24 protein-coding genes are annotated in these 21,534 nt (G+C 62.7%); 20 read left to right on the plus strand and 4 right to left on the minus strand.

All coding sequences use genetic code 11. The features are described from left to right. Positions 1 to 36: 36 nt before the first annotated feature. The 14 genes from D8676_RS25315 to D8676_RS25390 all read left to right on the plus strand — a co-directional run bounded on the left by D8676_RS25315 (position 37) and on the right by D8676_RS25390 (position 15,473). Positions 37 to 405 carry a hypothetical protein gene (locus D8676_RS25315; protein ID WP_121583878.1) on the plus strand — a complete coding sequence of 123 codons (369 nt, stop codon included), beginning with the start codon at positions 37 to 39 and terminating at the stop codon, positions 403 to 405. 11 nt (positions 406 to 416) lie between these two features. Then, the gene (locus tag D8676_RS25320; protein ID WP_121583879.1) at positions 417 to 1,040 is read left to right on the plus strand and encodes a hypothetical protein; all 624 of its coding nucleotides are present in this window, start codon (positions 417 to 419) and stop codon (positions 1,038 to 1,040) included. 1 nt (position 1,041) lies between these two features. Further along, a complete protein-coding gene (locus D8676_RS25325) occupies positions 1,042 to 1,398 on the plus strand; it encodes a hypothetical protein (protein WP_121583880.1) in 357 nt (118 codons plus the stop codon). Beyond that, positions 1,398 to 2,087 carry a hypothetical protein gene (locus D8676_RS25330; RefSeq protein WP_121583881.1) on the plus strand — a complete coding sequence of 230 codons (690 nt, stop codon included), beginning with the start codon at positions 1,398 to 1,400 and terminating at the stop codon, positions 2,085 to 2,087. The genes D8676_RS25325 and D8676_RS25330 overlap by 1 nt, the downstream gene beginning before the upstream one ends. After that, a complete protein-coding gene (locus D8676_RS25335) occupies positions 2,087 to 2,497 on the plus strand; it encodes a hypothetical protein (RefSeq protein ID WP_121583882.1) in 411 nt (136 codons plus the stop codon). The genes D8676_RS25330 and D8676_RS25335 overlap by 1 nt, the downstream gene beginning before the upstream one ends. After that, the gene (locus D8676_RS27490; RefSeq protein ID WP_183097244.1) at positions 2,494 to 2,670 is read left to right on the plus strand and encodes a hypothetical protein; all 177 of its coding nucleotides are present in this window, start codon (positions 2,494 to 2,496) and stop codon (positions 2,668 to 2,670) included. Before D8676_RS25335 ends, D8676_RS27490 begins: the two co-directional genes overlap by 4 nt. Before the next feature lie 77 nt (positions 2,671 to 2,747). Further along, positions 2,748 to 4,220: a phage tail tube protein gene (locus D8676_RS25340; RefSeq protein ID WP_121583883.1), complete on the plus strand. Its 1,473-nt coding sequence runs from the start codon at positions 2,748 to 2,750 to the stop codon at positions 4,218 to 4,220. A 91-nt stretch (positions 4,221 to 4,311) separates the two neighbouring features. Continuing rightward, entirely contained in the window at positions 4,312 to 4,731 is a 420-nt protein-coding gene (locus D8676_RS25345; protein ID WP_121583884.1) for a hypothetical protein, read from the plus strand. A 116-nt stretch (positions 4,732 to 4,847) separates the two neighbouring features. Then, the gene (locus tag D8676_RS25350) at positions 4,848 to 5,069 is read left to right on the plus strand and encodes a hypothetical protein (protein WP_121583885.1); all 222 of its coding nucleotides are present in this window, start codon (positions 4,848 to 4,850) and stop codon (positions 5,067 to 5,069) included. 280 nt (positions 5,070 to 5,349) lie between these two features. Next, entirely contained in the window at positions 5,350 to 8,658 is a 3,309-nt protein-coding gene (locus tag D8676_RS27495) for a phage tail tip lysozyme (RefSeq protein ID WP_210210763.1), read from the plus strand. A 1-nt stretch (position 8,659) separates the two neighbouring features. Beyond that, positions 8,660 to 9,025, plus strand: coding sequence for a hypothetical protein (locus D8676_RS25370; protein WP_121583886.1), 366 nt, complete (start codon positions 8,660 to 8,662; stop codon positions 9,023 to 9,025). Between the two features lie 2 nt (positions 9,026 to 9,027). Next, entirely contained in the window at positions 9,028 to 10,314 is a 1,287-nt protein-coding gene (locus D8676_RS25375; protein WP_121583887.1) for a hypothetical protein, read from the plus strand. After that, positions 10,311 to 11,129 carry a phage BR0599 family protein gene (locus D8676_RS25380; RefSeq protein ID WP_121583888.1) on the plus strand — a complete coding sequence of 273 codons (819 nt, stop codon included), beginning with the start codon at positions 10,311 to 10,313 and terminating at the stop codon, positions 11,127 to 11,129. Before D8676_RS25375 ends, D8676_RS25380 begins: the two co-directional genes overlap by 4 nt. A 3-nt stretch (positions 11,130 to 11,132) precedes the next feature. Continuing rightward, the gene (locus tag D8676_RS25390) at positions 11,133 to 15,473 is read left to right on the plus strand and encodes a LamG-like jellyroll fold domain-containing protein (RefSeq protein ID WP_183097245.1); all 4,341 of its coding nucleotides are present in this window, start codon (positions 11,133 to 11,135) and stop codon (positions 15,471 to 15,473) included. Positions 15,474 to 15,673: 200 nt separating this feature from the next. Here D8676_RS25390 and D8676_RS25395 read toward each other — a convergent pair whose 3' ends face one another. From D8676_RS25395 to D8676_RS25405, 3 genes are all read right to left on the minus strand, one after another. Beyond that, complete coding sequence (locus tag D8676_RS25395; RefSeq protein WP_121583891.1) at positions 15,674 to 15,841, minus strand: Flp family type IVb pilin; 168 nt, start codon at positions 15,839 to 15,841, stop codon at positions 15,674 to 15,676. A gap of 287 nt (positions 15,842 to 16,128) precedes the next feature. Beyond that, on the minus strand, positions 16,129 to 17,088 hold the full coding sequence (locus tag D8676_RS25400) for a phosphatase PAP2 family protein (RefSeq protein ID WP_121583892.1): 960 nt from the start codon (positions 17,086 to 17,088) through the stop codon (positions 16,129 to 16,131). 182 nt (positions 17,089 to 17,270) lie between these two features. Further along, positions 17,271 to 17,885 (minus strand): hypothetical protein, encoded by a 615-nt coding sequence (locus D8676_RS25405; RefSeq protein ID WP_147448260.1) that lies wholly within the window; start codon positions 17,883 to 17,885, stop codon positions 17,271 to 17,273. Positions 17,886 to 18,050: 165 nt separating this feature from the next. Here D8676_RS25405 and D8676_RS25410 point away from each other — a divergent pair, with 165 nt between their 5' ends. From D8676_RS25410 to D8676_RS25435, 6 genes are all read left to right on the plus strand, one after another. After that, positions 18,051 to 18,794 carry a hypothetical protein gene (locus D8676_RS25410; protein ID WP_245427161.1) on the plus strand — a complete coding sequence of 248 codons (744 nt, stop codon included), beginning with the start codon at positions 18,051 to 18,053 and terminating at the stop codon, positions 18,792 to 18,794. Position 18,795: 1 nt separating this feature from the next. Then, positions 18,796 to 18,996 (plus strand): hypothetical protein, encoded by a 201-nt coding sequence (locus D8676_RS25415; RefSeq protein WP_121583894.1) that lies wholly within the window; start codon positions 18,796 to 18,798, stop codon positions 18,994 to 18,996. 75 nt (positions 18,997 to 19,071) lie between these two features. Then, the gene (locus D8676_RS25420) at positions 19,072 to 19,314 is read left to right on the plus strand and encodes a hypothetical protein (protein ID WP_121583895.1); all 243 of its coding nucleotides are present in this window, start codon (positions 19,072 to 19,074) and stop codon (positions 19,312 to 19,314) included. A 117-nt stretch (positions 19,315 to 19,431) separates the two neighbouring features. Next, the gene (locus tag D8676_RS25425; protein ID WP_121583896.1) at positions 19,432 to 19,644 is read left to right on the plus strand and encodes a hypothetical protein; all 213 of its coding nucleotides are present in this window, start codon (positions 19,432 to 19,434) and stop codon (positions 19,642 to 19,644) included. A 1-nt stretch (position 19,645) separates the two neighbouring features. Next, positions 19,646 to 19,888 (plus strand): hypothetical protein, encoded by a 243-nt coding sequence (locus D8676_RS25430; RefSeq protein ID WP_121583897.1) that lies wholly within the window; start codon positions 19,646 to 19,648, stop codon positions 19,886 to 19,888. Positions 19,889 to 20,133: 245 nt separating this feature from the next. Continuing rightward, positions 20,134 to 20,367, plus strand: a complete 234-nt coding sequence (locus D8676_RS25435; RefSeq protein ID WP_147448261.1) for a hypothetical protein — start codon at positions 20,134 to 20,136, stop codon at positions 20,365 to 20,367. Positions 20,368 to 21,097: 730 nt separating this feature from the next. Here D8676_RS25435 and D8676_RS25440 read toward each other — a convergent pair. Next, the coding region (locus D8676_RS25440; RefSeq protein WP_147448262.1) for a LuxR C-terminal-related transcriptional regulator at positions 21,098 to 21,534 on the minus strand (437 nt) is incomplete at its 5' end.

Here is a 21,534-nt window from a genome sequence, read left to right on the forward strand (position 1 = left end):
TTGCGCCCTCAGGATCCACGAAAATGGAGAACTACCATGCGTCGCTATGAAGTGACGGCGGTTACCGATGGTGACGGCGCCGCCGAAGAACAGACCCCAGTTGTCCGCGGCGATCTGGAATCGATCCAGTACGTCAAGGCCGGATCGGGCAACTACGCCGACGGCGTCGACGTGCTTGTCACCGATGCTGTGACCGGCGAAACGCTCTGGACGGGCACCAATGTGAACGCCTCGGCGATCGTGCGCCCGCGCGCCGCTCTCCACGACACGGCAGGCGCCGCTGCGCTCTATGCCGATGCCGGCGAGGCCGTGCTCGGCAAGATCGCGATCAGCGGCCGCATCAAGGTCGCCGTGTCGGCCGGCGGCGCCGCCAAGACCGGTCTCTTCCGCTTCATCGTGAGCTGAGGCGACCACCAATGCCGATCCGCGTCATAGCCCCGCCAGCGCCGCTGCTCGTCCCCTCGGACGTGCCGGGCGACCATGCTGCAGATGATCCTGCGGTCGAGGCTATGATCGCGGCGGCAACCGCGCTGATCGACGGCCCGACCGGCTGGTTGGGGCGGTGCTTCGGTCCCCAGACGCTGGAGTTCAGCGTGGCGGACTGGTGCGGCATCGAAAAGCTGCCCTATGGGCCGGTGATCGACGTCGAGGCGATCAGCTACATCAACGCCGGCGGCGCCGAGGTGTTCCTCGACGATGCCGATTGGACCCGCCACGGCGACTATCTGTATTTCGCCACGACCTTCGGCCGCCCTGCGACCGTCAAGCAGGCCTATCCGATCAAGATCCAGTACGAGGCCGGCTACAACGACGGGGAACTGTCGTCAGGCGGCACCGGCCCGGTTCCAGTCCAGGTAGAGCAGGCGATCATCGAGGGCGTCCAGCAACTCATCCTTGCCCGCTCCGAAACGCTCGGCCTTCGGTCGGTCGAGACGGTCGGCGTGGAAACGATCACCTACCTTGACGCCGATAAGGTGAGCGGGATCATGCGCAAGGCTGCTTCCGGGCTCGTCTTTGGCCTGTGGGAGCCCGTCGTCTGACATGACGGCAGCAGACACCCCGACAGCCGCTATCGCTCGTCTGGAGGGCGCGCTTGCCCGCAGGGGCGAGACGGTCACCATACGCCGCTACACGGCCGCCACGGGCACGCCGAGGCCGAAGACGGACGTTGCCGGCATCAAGGCGCATGTCCGGGCAGTGCGCGCCGACGAGCTTGTCGGTTCGATTACGCAGAACGACAGCAAGGTCATCATGAGCCCGACCGGCATCTCGGCACTGCTGCCGCTGCGCAAGGGCGACAAGGTTCTAGTCGCCGACGCCGAGAAGAATGTGGAGTTCGCCTCACACATCCGGGTCCAGGATGTCCTGGTCCGGATCGAGTTGACGGTGACGGGCTGATGGCCGGCTTCGGATTCTTCGAGCGGGATCTCCGTCTGGCGACCGCCGGGCTAGAGCCGGAGCAGATCAACGCGGAGCTTGCCAAGTTCGCGCGCGCCGAACTTGCGAAAGCGCTTTCTGCAGGCGCGTCGCCGCAATTCGAACGCTTCGTCAATGGCCGCGCCGGCGCAGTTGAGGAATCGGTCATCGCACCTGGTCCTATCCTCTATGTCTTCTCGAACTGGCCGCTGATCATCAACGCGGCCGTCGCCGAACTCCAGAGGCGATCGCCGCGCCGCTCGGGGCGGTTCGCCTCCTCCTTCATCGTGATCTCCAGCGGTGCCTTGGTGACAAATTACAGCGAAATCCCGCCACAGGCCGAGGTCATCATCACCAATTTCCAGCCCTATATCCGCAAGATCGAGGGCGGCAAGCGTATCGGCCAGAAGCGGGTATTCGATAGCTCGAGGCGGTCGCTGGCGAGCCGGTTCGGTGCCGTCTTTCGGATCGAGAGCAGGTGGCTCGACATCAGGAGCGGCGTGCATCCCGCGATCCCGTACATTCTGAGGGGCAATGGCCCGCAGGTCACCGCGAAGCAGGACAGGCGATCGAGCGCCTTCCGCGCCGGCCGTCAATTCCTTGCTCGCCGGGCCGATCGGCAGGCCGGGCAACCAATCACTTACCCGTCCATCGTGATCAATGCCCTCTGATGTCCAGCGCAGCCACCTTCGACACCATCGAGCAGTATCTGCGGGCTCAATGGACGACGACACCGCTCGTCTTTGAAAACGAGCCCTACGAACTGCCCGGTAACCCGGCGCATTTCGTCTTCGTCGAGATCTTCGGCGACGTCTTCGACCAGGCGTCGATCGGCGCGGACCCTCGCGAGGACAATCTCTGGCGTGAAGCCGGGCAACTCTACCTGCACGTGATGACGCAGAACGACATCGGCAGCCGTCTCGCCAGGCAATACGCCGATCAGCTCGTCGATCTGCTCAAGGGGCAGGACATCGGGGCCGTCACCTTCTTCGGTGCCTCAAAGGGCGCCGGCGAGCCCGGCATGAAGAAGGCCAACTACTGGGCCTTCACAGCGACCATCGACTGGCAAAGGGATGAATGACCATGCTCAAGGTTCTTAAGCCGTTCAACACCCGAATTCAGCGGTTCTCGGCGGGTGATGATGTTCCCGATGGCGCCGATGTCGGGCCGCACACCATCGAAAATCTCGCCGCCGGCAAGTTCATCGCGGAACCCGACAAGCCGTCCGGGAAGAAGTCAAAGCCGGCCGAATAGACCTCCCCAGCAGACTTTCGCTCGCCTCGCCACGGTCTCGAAGGCCGCGGCGTCCTTTGCCATGATGGAGACCAAACATGTCTGACGCCAACCGCATGCGTCTCACTTCGGTGAGGGAAGCAACGCTCGGAACGACCCCGAACACGCCCAGGATGCGCACCGCGCGCGTCACCGGCGAGCAGATCAGGTTCGCGCCGGTATTCGTCAACTCCAACGAGCTGCGCGACGACCGCATGAACTCGGATCCGATCAAGGTCAACGAGCAGAACAACGGCGCCGTCCCTGGCGAGCTCTCCTATCCGGTCGACAACTGGCCGTTCTCCGACTGGCTGGAATCGCTGTTCTGCTCGGAATGGGACAACACGCCGACCTTCGACAACGATGGCACTGCCGACAGCGTGGTTACGGATGCCGGCACCACGACCGATACCTATGTCGTCGCCTCCGGGGGCTCGGCGGTTGTTGCCGGACATCTGGTGAGGGCCACCGGCTTCTCGAACTCTGCCAACAATCAGATTTTTCGTGCCGCTTCGTCGACCACGACGACTATTGTCGGCTCATCGCTTTCGCTGTCGGCCGAAACCGCTCCTCCGGCAGCCGCCAAGCTCAAGGTGATTGGCTTTCAAGGCACCTCCGGTGACATCGCTGCGGCGGCGGATGGTCTGACGTCTTCCTCGCTCGATTTCACCTCGCTCGGCCTCAACATCGGGGGCTGGATCAAGATCGGCGGCAGCGCGGCGGGTGACAAATTCGCGACGGCTGCCTGCAACGGATGGGCACGCATCACGGCGATCGCTCAGAACGCTCTCACGCTGGACAACCTGCCCACGGGCTGGACGACCGACGCCGGCACCGGCAAGACGCTCAAGGTTTGGTTCGGCGACCAGCTCAAGAACGGCGTCCTCACCCTCGGTCAGACGATCGAGCGTGGCTTCATGGGCCAGCAGACGCCAACCTACCAGGTGAGCCGGGGAATGGTCGCCGGCCAGGGCGAGTTCGGTTTCGTCTCCGAGCAGATCGCGACGACATCGATCACCTTCACCGGAATGACCGGCGCGCAGGGAGCGGTCACATTGGACGCCTCGCCGGATGCCGCGACCATGAACCCGGTCATGGCGGCCGCGGTCAATGTCGGCCGCATAGCCGAGAACGGCACCGCCGTCGGCGGCCCGAACTATATCCGCTCCGCCCGGTTCACGATCCAGAACAACTTGCGGCCGATTGGCGGCATCCGCTCCGACGGTCTGGTCGGGCCGGAGGATATCGGCAAGGGTTCTGTGGATGTCGGCGTAGCTCTGGAGACCTACTTCGGCTCCAATTCGCTGCTCTCCAAGCTGTTCTCCGGCGTCGCGACCAACATCAACGTCCGTATCGCCAAGGACAGCCAGGCCATGATCTGGGGGGTTCCGCGGCTGACATACACCGATGGCGCCGCCAACGCCACGGCGAAGAATACCGACGCCATGCTGCCCCTGACCGGTCAGGCCTCGAAGGACACCCTGACCTCGGCGCACATCATCCTCGATCGCCTCGAATACTTCGAGGCCTGACGGATCCCGCCCGACAGCGGGAGTAGAGTTCTGCGCAGAAAGGCCGGGCGTTGTCGGACGCCCGGCTACCCTTCCGACAAAGGATTATCCGATGACCGTCAAGCTTTCCTCGGTGAAAGCCGACCTCGCTCGCGAAGAAAAGGGCGACTGGATCGATTACCCGGATTGGCCGGGTGTTGCGTTCAACGTCTCCTCCCTCCACCTCCCCGCCTACGAGACCGCGCGCGATCTGTTGTTTCAGCGGCTGGCACGGACCTACAAGAAGAAGCCGATCCCGAAGCAGGTGCAGATCACCGAGCTCGGCAAGCTCTACTGCAAGCACATCCTGCACAACTGGCGCGGGCTCGATGAGGCCTTTTCTCCCGACGCCGCCCAGCGCATCCTGTCCGACCCGGCGTATCGTAACGTTGTCGCCGCGGTGGAATACTGCGCGGCCAAGGTCTCGGAGATCGACCTCGAATTCGTCGAGGATGCGGAAAAAAACTCCGAGCAGCCTTCCGGTGGCGAATAACTCAGGAAGGCAATCAGGGCTGGCTCCAGCGCGTCCGTGATGAGAATCCCGACGAAGCCGATGCCATTCACATCGAGGACCGGCCGGACGACGCCGAACCGGCACCTTGGCATGAGTTGTACTGGCGGGCATGGGAAGCACTACGCCACGACCGTCAATATGGGGCGCTCGGCGGTGAAACCCCGATCTCTTACATCGCCATCAGTCGGTTCGCCCAGGACAACGAGATCCCGCCGGCCGATTTTACCCTGTTCCACCGCTTCATGACCGCGATCGACGCCGAGTGGCTCGACCACGTCGCGCGAGAAACAGAGCTCCGCAAAAAGAAGGGAGGATGACGACGTGACTGTGCAGCTATCCTCCCTTCGCGTCTCGGCCGAGTTCGACGCCTCGAAGTATCAGGCCGGAGCCAGCGCCAAGGTCGCGGCTGACACCGCTATGGCTGCTTCATCGCAGCAGGTCGGCGCCGCCGTACAGCAGACCGACACCAAGATCAGCGTGTCGGGCGATGTTCTCGCGCGCCTGTCGCGGCAATATGTCGATGGCTACGCCAACGCACAGCGGTTCAATACGGCGCTCAATGCCCTGTCGTCCGGGATAGACCGCGGCAAGATCACGATGGCGCAGGCCGAGCCGATCCTTGACGGGATCTACCGCAAGTTCGGCATGATGGGCGACGCTTCGGTCTTCGCCGCGAGAGGGCAGGATGAGCTCGCGGCTGCTATATCCCGCGCAAACGCCCGTCTGATCGAGCAGAACTTCCTGGTGCGCAACCGGCCGTCGGGCCGGGTGCCGATCGTATCTCGCGAACAGGAATTCGTTGGTCCCTGGGGCCGCCCGTCCAACCATCCCGCGGCCGCGAACCAGAACACCGTGGGCGGCTTCAACTCCACCAATGCGGCTTTCCAGATTCAGGACATCGCCATGATGTCCATGATGGGGCAGGCGCCGCTTGCCGTTGGGCTGCAGCAGGGTCCGCAACTGGCGATGGCGATGCTGCAGGGGGGCGGAGTGTCTGCCCTCGGAGCCGGCCTGATGTCGCTCGTCAACCCGACGATGCTGCTTACCGTCGGTCTGACCGCCGCAACCGCTGCGGCGATCCAGTTCTTCACCTCCTCGGAGGAAGGAAGCGAGGACGTCCAGAAGTCACTCGACGACTACATCAGATCGGTCGATGCACTCGACGCTGCCTATGGGCGAGTCGGAAACAGCGCCGAGCAGCTTGGCCGGCGATCCACAATTTCGTTGGCGGCTGCGGAAAGCCGGTCGCGCAAGCTGCTCGAGATCACACAGAAGGGCGAGATTGATCGCGTCCGTGAAGGTCTTGACCAACGGCTGCTTGGCAATCGCGGCATCTGGGGAGCGATCCTTCCGGGTGACTTCGATAACGTCGTGCCGACCCCGTTCCGCGACGCCATGAAGGATTTGCGGCAGGGTATCGTTGACGGTGACCCCGATTTTGCCCGTTTCCAGACCCGCATATCCGAGATTGCAGCGACCGATCCCGGGCGATTGAACGAGTGGCGGGATCGCCTCTTCGAGATGACCGATCAGGCCGCTCAGTTGGAGCAAGCGCTTGAGGGAATTCGGGACGGCATTATCGGGTCGCAGGACCCGATCAATATCGCCGATCGTCGCGCACTGACACTTCTCCAGGCCCAGGAGGCGGTCGCCGCCCAACGGCGCCAGCAAGCCTTTGACGCTGAGACGCAGCAGATGCTGGCTCGTTCGCCAGCCGAGCTTGCGGCGGCTGCACGGGCGCGCGAGGCGGCGACCTACAATGGCGATGAGAGCGCCCAGGCCCGCCGGGACCGCATCGAACTTGCGGGCAAGCGCGCGCTTATCGAGGCCGAGCATGATCTCGCCGAGGCCCAGCGGGAGCGGAACAGGTCGCTCGACGCCACGCTGGCTTCCGCGCAGCTCGACCTGGAACTGATCGGAAAGTCCACAGCTGAGACGGAACGACTGCGCCTGGAGCATCAACTTCTGCAGCAGCTTCGTGAGGACGCCGCCCGTAACAACGTCGCCGTCGACGAGGCCGAGATCGCCCGCATTCGCGAGAAGTCCGCCGAATATGGCCGTCTCCGCGCGATCGAGGAAGCCCGCACGACCATTCGCGGTCAGCAGGACCGGATCGAGACAGCAAGGGCTGAAATCGCCACGCTGGGCATGAGCGAGGATGCCCGAGCCCGCGTCATCGAGCAGTTGAAAGTCGAGCAGGAAATCCGCCGGCTCGGCATCGATCTGTATGGAGCCGAGGCCAACGCGATGCGCGCCAACGCGGCGGCGCTGGCCGATCTGGCGGCTCAGAACGCGCAGCTGGAGCGCACCCGCGATACCTGGCAGTCGATCTTTGACCAGGCTGGCGACGGAATCGACAGTCTGGTCGATTCGCTCTTCGAGGGCGGGCAGGATATCGGCGAAGTGCTGAAGCAGGTCGGCCGGGACTTTGCACGGCTGGCGTTCGATCTGGCCGTTACCAACCCGCTGAAGAACTGGCTGACCGGGTCTGACCTCAACAGTATCGCCGATCTGGGGATCTTCGGTTCCGGCGCATCGAGCGGTCGCGGCGGTGGCTTCGGGGGTGTTCTTGGCAATCTGCTTGGCGCGCAGCGCGCCGTGGCGTCGATGCAGGTGCAGGCGGCGTCCGTCTTCATCAATGGTGCACCCGTTGGTGTAGGCAGGCTGCTGGGCGGCTTCGGCGGCAGTCCTGCTCAGTTCGGGTCGGCGGGCGGACTTGCCAGCATGCTCGGGATCGTTCCCGCGAATGGCAACGGCGTCCCGATGTCACTCGCTGGCATCGGCTCACCTGGCAACCTCGGTCTTCTCGCCAACGACTTCGCGCCGGGCTTCCTCGGCGGCATCGGTTCGCCGGGCGCCCCCGGCATGGGCGCTGCAAGCAGCGTGTCGGGTGGTGGCATCGCGGGTCAGGTCTGGAACTTCTTTGCCGGCAAGGGCCTCGCCCCGCATCAGATCGCCGGCATCATGGGCAATGTCAGCGCCGAGAGCGCCTTCAATCCGCTCGCGGTCGGCGACGGCGGCAATGCCTTCGGGTTGTTCCAGTGGAATGACCGCTCCGGCTCGCTGTTCAACCACATCGGCGGTCGCGGCAACCTCGGCAGCGTGTCGAGCCAACTCGATTTTGCGTGGAAGGAGCTTCAGACCACCGAAAGCAGGGCCATGCAGGCTTTGCTGGGGTCGAAGGACGTGCGCGGCGCGACCAGCGCCTTCGCGGGCTTCGAGCGGCCCCGTGGTTTCTCATGGGGCAATCCGGAGGGTGCCCACAACTTCAGCGGCCGTCTCCAGGGAGCCGAGGAAGCTCTGGAGAAGTTCGGCAACGTCTCCACGGAGGTGACCGGCTCCGTCTCAGAAGCCATGAACATGGTGTCGGTCTCCGGTATCCAGGTCAGCCAGAGCCTCGTCAATGCAGCTGGCGGGCTGAACAACTTCGGCAGCATGCTGAGCAGCTTCCTGTCCTCTCCTATGGGCGGCGGTTCCTCCTGGTTCCAGGGTCTGATGGGATCGTTCGGCGGCGCCGGCGGCGCGCTCGGCTTCATGAACTCGATCTCGCCAAAGGCGACGGCGCACATCCTTGGCGGCTTCGGCGGCCTGTTCACGGATGGCGGCTTCACCGGTTTTGGCGGGAAGTATGAGCCGGCCGGCCTCGTTCACCGCGGCGAATTCGTCTTCGATGCTGCCTCGACCAGCCGGATCGGCGTCTCGACGCTTGAGGCCATGCGCAGGATGCCTGGCTTCGCCGAGGGCGGCTATGTCGCGGCGAACCGCAACACCGCGCACGCCAACTCCAACGGCAGCGACCGCTTCAAGATCATCAACGTCTTCGATCCTACCGTCGTCGGCGATTACCTCGCGACGGCGCAGGGCGAGAAGGTACTGATCAACGCAATGCGCAGGAACGGGAAATAATATGGCCTACATCCACCCAGACGTGCTGGATAATGGGCTGGCGGTGCTCACGGCTGACGTGGACACCCTGCATTACTGCTCCGCGGAGCCCACAAGCTACGCCACGGCCGTTTCCCTGTCCCTGGGAAGTAAATCCACACCTACGGTCGGATCGCCCACAGCCGCCTCGCCGAAGGGCCGCAGGGTCATTGTCTCGGCCGTGGTGGACGGTGCGGCGACGGGAACAGGGAACATCACGCACTGGGCGCTTGTCGACGCCGGCGCCTCAAAACTGCTGGCGGTCGGTGCGCTTGTCGAGCCGATGGCAGTTGCCGCGGCTGACGTTATCACGTCCGAAGCGTTTTCCGTGGTCGGACCCGGGGCCTGACCGTGGCGACCGTCAACGTCACGTCGGCCGATCTGACGCTCGCCGCGCATATCGTGCCGGCCGTCAAAACGGCGCTCGACTATCTGCTGCATCCGGCCGATCTGGTCATGGACGAGATCGAGTTCACCGATCCAAACTACGTCATCCTGCGGGAGCCGTGGCCGTTCCGACCACTCCTGCCAGTGACGGAAACCATCGAGACCCTGACGGATATTCTCAGCGCTCGAACCGGGGAGCAGCGAATAGCGCTCCGAAAGGCTCCGCGGCAATTCTTCTCCTATGCGGTTCGGACGACGCCGGCGAGGTTCTCGCGCGCCAAGGACTACGCCAGACGGCGCGCCGGAACACCGGTCGGCGTTCCGGTCTGGATCGAGGGCATCAGCCTGGCAGGCGATGTTGGTGCTGCCGATACCACAATCGCGATCGACACCACGCGCGGCGACTGGCGCGTCGACGGCGGTGTGCTGATCTGGGAAAGCCCGGAGCGCTACGCCCGCTGCCGGATATCTGCGATCGCCGACGACATGCTGACCTTGCTGGGTCCGGTCGGCGGCGATTTCATCCGTCCGACCATCCTGCCGTTGCGCTCCGCCCTGCCCTACGAGGGCTTCCAGGTCCTGCGGGATACGACCTATCAGGACATCTCGGCCAAGTTCCAGGTCATCGACAACATCTGGCTCGACGAGGACGCGGGATATGATCAGTACGAGGATCTCGACGTCATCTCGGAAACACCGAAGCTGGTCAGCGACATCGCGGAATCGATTGTCCGGGCTGCCGAGTATGTCGACAACGGATTCGGGCCCATCGTCGTCGAGACCGTGCGCGATTATGTGGACTTCGGTCAGACGCTGAGCTTCCACGAATGGCGCGGTGCGGCGCTGTGGCGCCGGCGCTGCTGGATTCACTCGCTGAACGGAAAGCAGAAGCCGTTCTGGCTACCATCGTTCAATGCGGATCTATCGCTGCAGGCCACCATCGGGGCAGCGGCAACGACGATTACGGTCGCCAGCATCTCGCCGGACGTCGATAGTTATGCCGGCCAGCACGTCATGATCCTGCTGACCAACGGGACGAAATTCTATCGCGAGATCCTGGGGGCTGCCCCTGCCGGCTTCAACGATGTGCTGACGATCTCTTCGGCGCTCGGGCAATCGGTTGCGGCGGCCGATGTGGCACTGTTCTGCTTCATGTCGAAGGTCAGGTTAAGCGCCGACAGTGTCGAGATCCGGCACGAATTCGACGATGCCTCGATCGTCAGCATCCCCGTCATCGAGACGCCTGCATGAGCTACGACACGCCAGAAGGTTCGGTCTCCGACGCCCAGCCCTATTTCCTCTATCTGTTCGACAACGGCATCAAGCCCGTCCGGCTGACGTCGGATGCGACCAGGCTGCAGCGCACCATCGGCGGCACGCCGTACTGGTTCGAAAAGTCGCCGGTCAGGCACGGCAATCTCGAGCAGACCGGCAGCATCGAGAAGTCGTCGGTCGAGTTCACCTTCCCGCTCTCCGACAAGTTCGCGCGGTCTCTACTGCCGGCCGCTTCGGAGATCACAACTGTCACGGTCTGGCGTGGGCATCACACCGACCTGACCGATACCCTGCGCGTCGTGTGGAAGGGCCGCGTCGTCGGTGCCATGTCGGCGGCCCAGAGCATCGAGGTCGTCTCGGAAAGCATCTTCACCTCGCTGCGCCGACCGGGCTGCCGGGCACGCTACCAGCGGACGTGTCGGCATGCGCTCTATCATCAGGGCTGCAATCTCGACAAAGCGGATTTCGCGGTTGCGGCGACGGTGACGGCGATCGACGGGCTCGCGCTCACTATCCCGGTCGCGGACGACCAACCGGACGGCGAATACAAGGCCGGCATGATCGAATACGCGGGAGCATTCGGCTTCTTCTCCGCTCATGTCGGACAGGTCTGCACGCTGCTCAATCCGCTGCCTGGCCTGAACGATGCGACTCTGCCGGTTTCGGTGACGATCTATCCGGGCTGCGATCTTTCCGTCCCCCGCTGCAACGACCGTTTCGACAACATCGAGAACAACGGGAGTTTCCCCTTCATGCCTGACGAAAACCCGTTCTCGATCAGCATCGTCTGAGCCATGTTCTGGAACATCATCATCGGGCTGGCGTCGTTTGCGCTGCAGCTCGTGCTGACGCCGAAGCCGCAGAACGCCAAACCGGCAAGCCTGGATGATTTCCAGGCGCCGACTGCGGAGGAGGGCCGGGAAATCCCGGTCCTGTTCGGCACGCGCGAACTGAAGTCGCCGAACGTCACCTGGTACGGCGATCTTCGGGCCCGTGCGATCAAGGGAGCTCGGCGTTACGGGCTGTTTGGGCCGAAACAGACCATCGGCCACAAATACTCGCTCGGCATGCAGATGGCCCTTTGCCACGGCCCGGCGGATGCCTGCTACAAAATCCGTGTCGGCGACAAGGTGGCATTCCGCGGGGTGGCACCGGGCGGGCCGATCACGATCAGCAAGAGCAGGCTGTTCGGCGGCGAGGACCGGGAAGGTGGCATTTCCGGCACGCTCGACCTCGAAATGGGCGAGCCGACGCAGGACCAGAACGATTATCTGGTCTCGAAGCTTGGGGCGGCAGTTCCGGCGTTCCGGGGCGTGGTCACCGCTGTGTTGCGGCGGATGTATATCGGCACGACGCCATACATCAAGCCGTGGGCGTTCACGCTGCAGCGCATCTTCCTGCGCTCTGATGGCACTGAGCAGTGGTATCCGGCGAAGGCCGCTGTGCCCTCAGAGCATATCGCCGAAGACGAGCCGGGCCTTGAACTCGCGTCCGGCGATACGATGAACGCCGAGGGCCAGGTCGACACCAACGGCGATTATGCGGTCTGGTCGGAGAGCAACACGGTCAAGGTCTGGCACCTGCCGGATGGCGGCCTAGATACCGTAACACTCACTGGATCGATAGCTGGCGGCGGTCGCGTCCACATCACCGATTCCGAAGATCTGGTTGTCATGAGCGGCGGCAATCTCGGGGCGAGCATTCCGTGCTTCCTCGAATTCCGTCGCATCTCCGATCCCGATACGATTCTGCAAAGCTTCAATCTCGGGAATATCCTCAACTGGGGCTTCGTCATGGGCGAGCGCCAGGGCCATGCGCTGGTCAAGATCGGGCCGATCAGCACGGAGACGAATCCCTGGTATCTGTTGAGCCGCGGCGAGTCCGGCTGGTCGCTTGATGACACGCAGGTGGGCGCATCGCATCCCGGCAGCGCCTTCGTCGAGACGATCTCGATGGGGCCGACCTATGCCTATTGCCGGCTGGTCAACAGCACTAGCGTCATTCGCGTGACCTGGAACGGCACATGGGCTGAAACGCTGGTCGACCTGTCGGCCTCGATACCCGGCAACATCAAAGCCATCGCCTACGTCAATGGCGAGGTCGCGGTCACCGCCGGGACAGGGATCTTCGTATTCAGCGAAGAACTGTCCACGCTGCACCGGTCCTCGACGAGTTTCCCGGCGCAGTTCGGTATCCCTGTCCATTCGAAGCGGATGGCGACGAATGCGGGCACGGTGATCGTGGCGGATTCCGGTAGCAGCGGCAACGTGATCAAGCACGTCTACCAGATCAAGGTGTCCGACCTGGAGGTCGTTTCGGACCTCGATATCGCGGCGAGCAACTACGTGCGCAAGGGCATCGCCTTTACATACTTCCTCTACAACGCGCAGCACGGCACGGCGTTCATAGGCGGGCATTTCACCAACACCGTGCTCTGGCCGATCTTTGCCATCGGGCAGGATATGAACCCGGCGCACATCATCCGGGAGTGCTTGACCGACCGAAATTGGGGCATGGGCTACAACGAGAGCGACATCGACGATGTCAGCTTCACCGGGGCAGCGGACGCCTTCTATGCCGAAGCGTTCGGGCTCTCCATGCTCTGGCAGCGCGAGGAGGAGATCGGCGAGTTCATCAACACAGTGCTCTCCCATGTCGATGCCTTCCTCTACACGTCGCGCGAGACCGGCAAGTTCGTCCTGAAGCCGATCCGGGCCGACTACGACATCGACACCATCCCGGTTGTCGACGAAGACGATGTGGTTGAATGGGACGAGGTTTCCCGTCGCCAGCCGGCCGAGGTGGTCAATTCGGTCATCGTCACCTATCACGACCGTGCCAAGGCGAAGGATGCCAGCCGGGCGGTGCACAACATCGCGCAGATCCAGGAGACCGGCGAACTTATATCGACGACGCGGCACTATCCCGGCATCACCGGGGCCAACCTGGCGGTCAGGGTCGGCACGCGCGATGTGAAGGCGCTGGGCGCCGGCATGGCATCGGGCCGGATCACATGCAAGCGGACCGTGGAAAGCCTCAATCCAGGCGATCCCTTCCGGCTGGTCTCGTCGAGGCATGATCTGTCCGGCGAGGTGATGCGGGTCGGCGAGCTCACGTTCGGCGATGGCCGGAAGAACGCGATAGGCCTGAAGTTCGCGCAGGACGTGTTCAGCCTCGGCGAGGAAATCCTGGTCGACGGCGGGGAATCGCCTTGGGAGAATCCGGCTTCGGAGCCTGCTGTGGTGACGCCGCGGCTGGTCTGGGAAATGCCCTACCGCGAAATGGTGCAGATGGTCGGTACCGACGCCGACGCGCTGCTGACCACGGATGCCGACGCCGGACTGTTGCAGGTTGCCGGTGCGCAGCCTTCCGAGGATACACTCTACGCCACCATCTCGATCGATGCCGGTTCAGGTTATGAGGACGCTGCCGACACGCTCGATTTCTTCGCGCCGCATGCCCTGCTGGGAGCTGCACTCGAACGCGGAGACACGTCGGTCGATGTGACTGATGACGTCGATCTCGATCAGGTTGTCATCGGAACACTGGCCGTGATCGGCGCTGAGATCGTCCGGATCGATGCCATCTCGGGCCAAACCCTGACGCTTGGCCGCGGCTGCCTCGATACCGTTCCGGCGGAGCATGCCTCCGGCGCCAGCATCATCTTCTTCGATGACTTCTCGATGTCCGATTTCGAGGCCAGGACGGACGCCGACGTGCTCGGCGTGAAGCTGCTCCCGGTGACTGGTCAGGGCGGGCTGGAACTGGTCGACGCGCCGGCCGATACAGTCACCTTCGACGGCCGCGCGATCCGGCCGTACGTTCCGAAGGGTGTCACAGTCGCGACTGATCCCGGCTATACCGGTCCGGTCGACGTCAGCGGATCGGACCCGTTCACGGTCTCCTGGGCACGCCCGCCCGGCCGGCTTGTGCTGGACAATCTGCAGGACTGGACGGTCGCCGATGTGACGCCGGAAAGCGGTGCAACTGTCACGGTCGACGTGCTCGACATCGACGAGAACGTGCTGGAGACCTATTCCGGGATCAGCGGCACGTCTCAAGCGATCCCTCATGCTGATTTCGCTGGCGAGGATGCCGGGATCATCCGCGTCTATTCGGTTCGCGACGGCTACCGGAGCTGGCAGCACTACGACATCACTGTCGTGGCGGTCTCGCTTGTGATCTCGGGCACATCGGTCCTTACGACAACCGTCGGCGAAGTCTATGCCGGCTTCACGGTCACGGCGGACGGCGGTATCGAGCCCTACACCTTCTCTCTGGTCGGCGACTGGCCGGACGGCATCACAATCGATCCGGATACGGGCGCCGTCGGAGGCACGCCGACCGAAAGCGGCACCTTCACAGGCCTGTCAGTCCGCGTCACCGACAGCAGCGATCCGCCCGGCACCGCCGATCTGGTGAGCTTTACGCTCGAGGTAGAGGAGCCGGTAGCTACCGATCCTCACTTCGCCAACGTCGTCCTGCTCGTCGGCTTCGATGGGACGGATGGAGCGACGACAGCCGTTGACGACAGCCCGGCCGGGCACTCGCCGTTTACGTTCCTGGGCAACGCCCAGATCGACACGGCACAGTCGAAATTCGGCGGCGGATCGCTGTTGCTCGACGGAACCGGCGACTACGTCGCACTGCCCGATAGCGATGATTGGAACGTTGGGTCTGCGGCATTCACAATCGAGACGTGGGTGCGGTTCAATTCGTTGGCGACGGCCAACGCAATTCTTAGCCAGTCCGGAGGGACAAGCGGCTCGCGCGGATTCATCCTGGATTTGAGTTCATCTGGCGTGCTGAAGTTTGGCTGGCGCAGCACCGTGCCGTCAAACCCTGAGCTTCCATCGAGTTCCGGCGTGATGACGACCGGCCAATGGTACCATGTCGCGGTCGATCGATCCGGGAACACCCTGCGCCTTTACGTTAACGGTACGATGGTCGCCAAGGATACCGGCTGGACGACCACGCAGGCAAACATAGCCGAGACGTTCCGGTTCGGAGCGCAGGGCGCGGCCGGCAATGCGCTGAACGGATGGCTGGATGAAGTCCGCATCACCAAGGGCGTCGCACGCTATGCTTCGGATGCTGGATACACGGTGCCGGCCGCGGCGTTCCCGAGGTCATAAGAAAAGGGGCCGGCTTTCACCGACCCCTCTCCGCTGCGCCTCAAGTGGGTGACTCAAAAACGCAGCGTGTTCTCAGCAACCCAAGGGCTCCACGTCTTGTACGGCCGGCTAAGCGGTTGTTTGTAGGCAGCAACCGTCAAAGCGCCGAGACAGATGCCAGTGAGGAACCATAGGGCGTAGGTTTTCAGTTCCGCTTCCAATCAAGCCGGCAGTGCGGCGTTCAGGTCCGACCACTCGCCGGAAACCCATGTGCCGACAAGAATGATCGTCGCGATCACCGCGACAGTGATGATGCCCAGAAGAACCGTGTATTCGATCATCGCCGCGCCGTCTTCTTCGCGCACGAACTTTGCAAGCAACTTGCGCATTACGATACTCCCCTTCGCCTCAAAACAAAGACGATCCCCAGATCGCCAGACTGAAGCTTGCACAAGAAATCGCTAAAGTGTCAACGGGATTTAATAACTCGTTAACTGATCTGTTCTTGACGACGACTGCCAAGATGATGTTTTCGCAAGCATTTTTGCCCGTTTAACCATTTCGGGATGTCGAGAGGCAGACCTCGCCGAAAATATACTCGCTTATATGGAGAAACGACAAAGCCCGACCCGGCGTGGATCGCGACCGCGCCGCTATGTCGGCCTGCGCGAGAACTTCACGCCGCCGGCAACGGCATTTCCTCGTTCATGGGGGCCGGGGCTGCGAAGCGTGCGAACGTGATTGCAAAAGCAGCCACGACTACGCCAGCGATCACATCGATCAGGTAATGCCCTCCTTCGGGCAGAGTGCTGACGATCATGGCGGCGTTCACGGCTGCCACGGGCAACAGGATCACCTTCGGCGCGTGGCGCAGCGAGTAGATAATCAGCAAGCCAAGCGCCGTGTGAAAGGACGGGAACGTCGTCAGGCCAGCAGGGTGGGTGACAAGATATTCAAACGGCTCACCGGCGCGGAGCCGCAACAGAAGATCATAATGCCACATGCCGGCGTGCGCCGAAAACTGGCCTGGATCGATCTGGTAGAAGGAATAGGCACCGGCGGCCGGAAACAAATACATGCCGATGGCAGTAGGGACTCCCGCTACGGCCAGCAGAACAAGGAATTCAATGATGCGCCGCCGCTTCAGCATGACCGAGTGATAGAGGAGTACCAGCGGAACCTGCGGCCCGAGCGCGTGGTAGGCAAAGATCAGGACAGGGCTTGTGATCGGACCGCTCATTGCCTGATGGAATGCTATCCAGTCGAAGCCCATCACCCGGTCCATTTCGGCCAGGTAGGCGTCCGTTAGCGGCGCGGATGTCGCGCTTGCGAGGAACATGAAAAGGGTCGTGGCAAACGTCATCGGCACGAAAACGGTGACTGCCACGAGCATCAGGCGAATCGATGCCGACGCTCGCTTGATCAGCAGGGCAATGCGAGATGGATCGCCCGCCAGCCTCCTGTCGACCAACCAGGTCACAGACCATAGGAAGGCGACACCGACAGCCACCTTGGCGAGTTCAAGCCAGTTCTGAGGAGCGATCTGCACGTTCGATCCCAGCAAGAGGATCGCGTCAGCAAACATGAAGGCGACCGTGCAAAGCGCGACGGTGACTATTCCGCTCCGAATGTCCATTCGATAGCTGCCCCCAGCCCCGAATACGGCGCGACTTTACGACCTCACATCAATTTTCACAAGGAAGCCAGCCATGCGTCTCGTGCCCAACTGGCGCGCCGTGCTGCGCTACGCGTGGTCGATCCGCCTCTACATCCTGGCAGGGCTGTTCTCCGGCTTAGAAGTCTGAACTGAGATGATGCTCAGCCGCCGGCAATCCGCTTCAGCGCCTTGGGAATATACTGCAGCAGGTTCTTCTTTTGAGCATAGGCGGTGTTCAGCTTGAGGTTCGATGGGGTCGTTAGCGTGTTGACCGCCGCGTCCAAATCCCCCTCAGCGCCGATGTCTTCTGCAAAAGCGAGGAATGCCTCTACCGGGTCGTCTATGTCCACGAAATGGGTCCGGGTCTTGTCTCTCAGGAAGGCTTTGATGTTGGCCGACACCACGTCGACGTAATCGAGACTTGCCGCCCAAAGTTCTTCATCGGTTAGTTCCGGACGCATCAGAACACCGGTCGCGAACCCGCGAACATTGGACACCGGGCTGTCGATCAGCCGGACAAAGCTTTTTGCGACGCGCTCCCGGTCCCGCACGAGATGAACGTAGCACGCGTCATTGCCGTACCGCTGATGGAGATAGCCGAGCTGAAACGCGAGGTGATTGTCCACTTCGATGTGGTTCGGGGGGTAGTCGAAACGTCCGGGCCCGAAGACGCGGCTCCTGCTTTCATGGGCCGCCGAGTAATTCGTGAAGTGCTTGCAAGCTTTCGCGAAAGACGCCGACCCGCTGCGACCAGTGCATAATACAAAAACATTCATGATCGGACCCCCGCCCGTAATTCCGCCGGGGATCATCCTCGCCAATGGTGCAGCAAAAGCAAGCGCGTTGGTCGTAGTGCTTTAGTCTTCCACTTCTCAAAGCAGCCCGGCATGCGAAAGCAGCTAGCGGCTGCCCTTCTCTTTGTCATCATCGGAGCACTGACCATGGACAAGACCGTTCCGGCCGGAGCGGCGATGCTGCTCGACTTCATCGGCGGCATCGAGGCCCCGCGCGGCTACGATACGATCTACGGCAACAACCAGGGCAAGCTGCCGAAGCCGGTCACGTCGATGACGCTGGCGGAGGTGCAGTCCGAGCAGGGATCGTGGACGAAGCGCTTCGGCTCCTCGGCGACTGGCCGCTACCAGTTCATGAAGGCGACGCTGTCCGGCCTGATCGCCGAACTCGGGCTCTCCCCCTCGCAGAAGCTGGACGCCAACCTGCAGGATCGGCTGGGCTACCACCTGCTGAAGCGCCGTGGCTACGAGGCGTTCGTGGCGGGCAAGATCAGCGCCGCCGAGTTCGGCAAGCGGCTGGCGCAGGAATGGGCGTCGCTTCCGGTTCTCGTCGACACGCAGGGCGCAAGCCGGAGGGTGAGGCGAGGGCAGTCCTATTACGCCGGCGACGGGCTGAACAAATCCCTGATCGCCCCTGAGAAGGTGGAGACGGTGCTGGCGCTGGCCAGAGACGCCGCGAGGAAGCCCGTGGGCGCGTCCAAGCCTGTCGAGCCTAGCTCGACACCCCCAGCGGCCAAGCCTGCCCTGCCTACGGGGCCCGTCGTCGTCCACGTCGAGGACCGGCCGCCCGCCGTCAAACCCGGTCCGGCGCCGAAGCAGCCCGAAGCCCTCTGGTGGAGGATCGTGCAGACGGTGCTCGGCTGGATATTCGGACCACCAAAGGAGAAGTGACATGGAGACCGTCAATCAGCCCACGGCGCTCCCGACGAACAAGCTGACGGCCGCCATGCTGTCGGCGTCGATCGCGGGCGTTGTCAAGGCGCTCGTCGTGCAGGCATGGCCGCAGTTCGCCGACCCCGTCATCTGGGAGCCGCTGCCATATCTCGTCGGCTTTGCCGTCGGCTACTTCGTGAAGGACCGCCCCAATGCGTAACATCCTCTTCGCGATCTTCGTGGCGGTGGTGTTCGGCCTCGCCGCCATCTTCGGCGCCGGCATCTGGAGCCTGTGATGGGCTCCGCGATCGTCGCCTTCCTGACCGGACCAGGTGGGCTCTATGCCGTGCTCTTCGCGGCGATCGGCGCTGCGGTCGTCTATCTGCGCCGAGACGCCCGCCAGGACGAACGCAACAAGCAGGTGGCTGACCGCCTGAAATCCATCAAGGAGAAGAAGGAGATCGATGATGAGGTTGCCGGCCTTGATCCTGGCGCTCTCGATCAGCGCTTTCGCCGCTGGCTGCGCAAGCGTGGGTAGCTTCTGCGACGTCTCGAGCGCCTATCCCGCAACCGAGGGGACGAACTACTCGGACGGCGAGCAACGCTGGATCGTCTCGCACAACGAATATGGCGAGCACGCCTGCGGGTGGCGCCCATGATGGCCCTCATCCTGCTCACCTGTGCGCTCGCCGGCGGCGACTGCCGGCCGCATGTCCAGGCCGACGGGCTCGGCGTCATGGAATGCCAGATCCAGTCGCAGCGCGCCGCGGCGCAATACGTGGCCGAGCATCCGAAGCGGCGCATCGCTCGTATCATCTGCGCGGACCGGCGGCGGATCGATTTCTATCTCGGCAGGGGGCAGGCATAGCATGAACAGGGACGCCAAGATCGCAGAGCAGTTTGCCGAGCTTCCCGAGCCGACGCGGAAGTTCCTGACTGATCTGACCGTGGAGGATGCCAAGGCTCTTGAAGCCGGCATGCCGCTCGTCCGGGCGTTGATCGGCTTCGCCAAGGTATCGAAGTGGATCATCATCACGATCCTCGGCATACTCGGCGGCGTGGTGCTTCTGGGCGAGTCTGTGATGAAGATCTTGGCGTGGTTCAGGACATGAAATGGCCGGCGTCCTGATCCGGAGGTGGGTGGCTTCGGGGTGGCGCCGGCCAATTTGCAAGGATCGGGGCTTGGGGGGTGACCCTTGCTTAGCCATTTCCGCACGCCGCAGGGCAGACCGCTATTACGCGATCGCGGACCTGATCCAAGGCGGAAGGCGATTTCACATTCACAAACCGACTTGAATTGGGCTCGCCAATTGCTAGAATTTTTCCTTAGGGACGCGTTGAATACCGGGGTTGGGCAGTGCCGCGCGGTGTAGCAAGCGCCAAGCAATTGGCGATGATGGCAAGGGTTCTCGATACCTTCTGCGGGACGTATGGCGTCACCGACACGATCCAGCGCGAGGACGCGGCGGCCCTCATCCTAGAATTGTTTAATCTTGGCTCCCGTGACGAAGAAGCACTGCTTGCCGAACTTGAAAAAACGGCGACTCTAACGCTTCGTCCTAAGCAGACGCGCTTCTCGCACGAGGGATGACCAGTTCACGCCTAGCACGGTGATGAGGTCCAAAGCCTCAACTTCGGTAATTCCCGTCTCTTTGACTAAACGCTGAATAAGGCCAACGCGACCCTCGCCGTCCGGCTTCTCGGGTACGTCAGGCATTGGAGGAGCCTCCTTGGCTAAGGATACAGCGTCCCTTACACATGAAGGTTCCGGTGCAGATCAAAGATAATCAGGTCGCGTGCCAGATAGAGCAGGCGTGGAATAACTGTCCATGCTAGTCTCCAGCCGGGCGCGACCCAACCTGGGCTCCCGCGACGGGGCTGGCGACGAACAGGGGGGTGAGGTCGCCAGCCTGCCCATAGCCGTACAAACGCATAGCAACACAATGGTGGCCTATGCCGCTCCTCGAAATCAGTGTAGCTGAATGCCGGAAACAGGCAGATGACTGTTTGCGGCTCCGGGACGAACCCGGCATCTCTCCCCCGCGGGCTACCCTCCTGCTAACCACGGCTCGAACCTGGACGGCATTGGCCAGCCTGAAGGAGCGGCTGCCAGCAGCTAGTGTCCCGGCTGAGAGCAATACGCAAACTACACCAGATGCCTAATCAGCCTGATCACCACCGTCGGGCCGGCCAGGAAGCTACACTGGCCTCGGTCGTGCCGAAGCCGTCTTCAATGTCATGCGCTTCGCGATCCCCCCGAATTCGGTACCTGAGAGACCAACTCGGCCGCCGGGACCGAGAGAGGTGCGGCGGCATTTGCGTCAGGGGACCATCTTCCGGACGCTTGGGAACGTGTCACACGCGGTGACACAGGAAGCATTTCGGGCTTGGCTGCGATCTCGGCGGCCCATCTTCCCGCGTTCGAGCTCGGAGCGATTGTTGCCAGCCATTGGAATTTCAATGCATCCACCTGTTGGCAAGTCCACGTATCGCTCGGGCCGCGATGCGCTATCGTTCTTACTGCCTCTGGAGTGTCCATCAAACTCCCTCGCTGGGCGCGGTCCTTTTTGCATAGCCCAGATCGCCGCCTGAGTTCTGTTGTCCACGCCGGCCTTTCTCAGGATTGCCTTGACGTGAACTTTCACTGTGGCATCTGCGATCGACATCTTTCCCGCGATCACTGTTGATTGCTGCTGAGAAGTGACCCGGGGGAGCGTGTAATTTTCATTGAGAAGTGACCCATGTTTGAACCCGTCCC

The sequence above is a fragment of the Mesorhizobium sp. YM1C-6-2 genome (assembly GCF_003666685.1).
Lineage (GTDB): Bacteria > Pseudomonadota > Alphaproteobacteria > Rhizobiales > Rhizobiaceae > Mesorhizobium_K.